The organism is Craterilacuibacter sp. (assembly GCF_051659485.1).
Classification (GTDB): Bacteria; Pseudomonadota; Gammaproteobacteria; order Burkholderiales; family Chromobacteriaceae; genus Craterilacuibacter.
Window position 1 is genome coordinate 1 of the sequence record NZ_JBOFOO010000307.1, and the last position, 2,604, is coordinate 2,604.

3 protein-coding genes are annotated in these 2,604 nt (G+C 55.9%); all 3 read left to right on the forward strand.

All coding sequences use genetic code 11. The annotated features are described in order from the left end of the window. Nucleotides 1–408, forward strand: a 408-nt coding sequence (locus tag ACRC1E_RS10685) for a peroxiredoxin (RefSeq protein ID WP_438515080.1), incomplete at its 5' end; no start/stop codon positions are given. Between the two features lie 48 nt (nucleotides 409–456). Further along, nucleotides 457–1,860 carry a PhoH family protein gene (locus ACRC1E_RS10690; RefSeq protein ID WP_438515081.1) on the forward strand — a complete coding sequence of 468 codons (1,404 nt, stop codon included), beginning with the start codon at nucleotides 457–459 and terminating at the stop codon, nucleotides 1,858–1,860. Further along, nucleotides 1,861–2,604 (forward strand): alpha/beta hydrolase (locus tag ACRC1E_RS10695; RefSeq protein WP_438515082.1); only part of this gene is annotated, 744 nt, incomplete at its 3' end.

Here is a 2,604-nt window from a genome sequence, read left to right on the forward strand (position 1 = left end):
GGCTCATCTTTTACCCTGTCACAAGCCGGCAAACCGCTGGTGCTCTATTTTTACCCCAAAGACAAAACCCCCGGTTGCAGCAATGAAGCGGCAGCCTTCCGTGACGTGTATGCCGAGTTTCAAGCAGCCGGTGTTGCTATTGCCGGCATTTCGCGCGACAGCCTCAAGTCGCACGAAAACTTCAAGGCCAAGTTCACGCTACCGTTTGAGTTGCTGTCGGATAGTGACGAAACTGCCTGTACGCTGTTTGACGTAATCAAACAAAAAAAACTGTATGGCAAGGACGTGCGCGGCATAGAACGCAGCACCTTCGTCATCGGCGAAGGCAATGTCGTACTTCGGAGCTGGCGCGGCGTCAAGGTTGCCGAGCACGCTACCGAGGTACTCGCCTACATCAAGGAGCTATAAAGAAAGTCGGGCCGGACAAGCCGGTCGATCCCGCAAAGGAGTTTCCTGATGGCCACGCGCAAGAAAGTCCAGATCCGCAAGCTTTTCGTGCTCGATACCAATGTATTGATGCATGACCCGACCAGCTTGTTCCGTTTTCAGGAACACGACGTTTTCATTCCCATCATCACGCTGGAAGAACTGGACATGCACAAAAGCGGCATGTCCGAGGTGGCACGCAATGCGCGCCAGACCAGCCGTTTCCTCGATGAAATCATTCGTGCCAGCAATGCACCAATCGAACTGGGCATTTCCCTCGTCCTCGCCAGCAAGGGCGCTGCCAGTGGCCACCTGCTGCTGCAGACCCAGATCATCCATAGCGTTCTGCCCGCTGCAATGCCGCAGGGTAAAGCCGACAACCAGATTCTGGGCATCGTCAAGGCATTGAAAGAGCTGCACCCCGACCGAGCGGTCATACTGGTATCCAAAGATATCAATATGCGCATCAAGGCCCGGGCGCTGGGGCTGGATGCCGAGGACTACTTCAACGACAAGGTATTGGAGGACAGCGACCTGCTGTATACCGGCGAACGTGAAATCGACGCCGGTTTTTGGGAGCGCAACGGCACTGAGATCAAGTCATGGACCGAGCATGGCCGCAGCTATTACCAGATTACCGGCCCTGACGTGGAGGCCCTTTATCTGAACCAGCTTTTGTTCCAGCAGGGCGAGCAGCCATTGCAGCTTAAGGTCGCCCGACTGGATGGCCGTGTAGCAACGCTGGAAACGTATAAGGATTACAGTCACAGCAAGAACAATGTCTGGGGAATTACGGCACGCAACCGCGAGCAGAATTTCGCACTGAATCTGCTACTGGATCCCGATATCGACTTTGTCAGTCTGCTGGGACAGGCCGGCACCGGCAAAACCCTGCTCACGCTGGCTGCGGGTCTGGCACAGACACTGGAAGAAAAACGCTACAGCGAGATCATCATGACCCGCGTGACCATTCCGGTCGGTGAAGACATCGGCTTTTTGCCCGGTACCGAAGAAGAAAAAATGGCCCCATGGATGGGGGCACTGGAAGACAACCTGGACGTACTGGGACATAGTGAAGACGATGGCGGCGACTGGGGACGCGCCGCGACGCGCGACCTGATACGCTCGCGCATCAAGGTCAAAAGCCTGAATTTCATGCGTGGGCGCACCTTCCTCAGCAAGTATCTGATCATAGACGAGGCACAAAACCTCACCCCCAAGCAGATGAAAACCCTGATTACCCGTGCCGGCCCCGGCACCAAGGTGGTATGCTTAGGGAATATCGCGCAGATTGACACCCCTTACCTGACTGAAGGCAGCTCCGGCCTGACTTATGTCGTCGACCGTTTCAAGGGCTGGGCACACTCCGGCCATATCACCTTGCAACGCGGCGAACGCTCTCGCCTGGCTGACTTTGCCGCCGAAAACTTGTAGATGACACCCAGACTAGAGCTTATCCAGGCACCCGCCACCGGCGCGTCCCGCAAGGGACCGCCGCTTTTATTTATCCATGGTGCTTTTAGTGCCGCCTGGTGCTGGCAAGCACATTTCATACCCTGGTTTAATGCCCAAGGCTATGACTGCCTGGCACTCAGTTTTGAAGGCCATGGGGCAAGTGAAGGCCAACATTATCTGGCAGCCATCAGCATCGACGATTATGTCGCCAATCTTAGCCATACCATCGCCGGGCTTCAACAGGAACCGGTGGTGATTGCCCACTCCATGGGTGGCTTTGTCTTGCAGCGGCATCTGGAGAGGCATACCTTGCCTGGTGCGGCATTTCTGGCCTCGGTCTCCCCTTTGGGTCTAACCGCCTCCGCACTTAGGATGCTGACTTACACCCCCGAGCTGCTGCTGGCTCTGAATCGTTATCAAACCAAATCGGCCATGGCGGATACGCGGACTTTGGATGAAATACGGGCATTACTGCTGTCTGACGAGGCCGGTGCCGAAAACGTATTATTACTGGCCAAATGCTCGCAGCAGGAAAGCCAGCGCGCCATTATGGACATGTCGATGGTCAACCCCTTGTGGCAGCACCGTATTCATGGAGTGCCCGCGCTGGTTTTGGGCGCAGGCCAAGACAAAATCATCACCCCTGCCGATATCGAGGCCACGGCCGCCCGCTTAGGCGTCAAGGCGGAAATACTGCCGACACTTGCACATATGATGATGCTG

Bases quoted from the DNA above. Each gene is read 5' to 3' on its own strand.
- ACRC1E_RS10690 (WP_438515081.1), top strand. From the start codon at position 457: ATGGCCACGCGCAAGAAAGTCCAGATCCGCAAGCTTTTCGTGCTCGAT.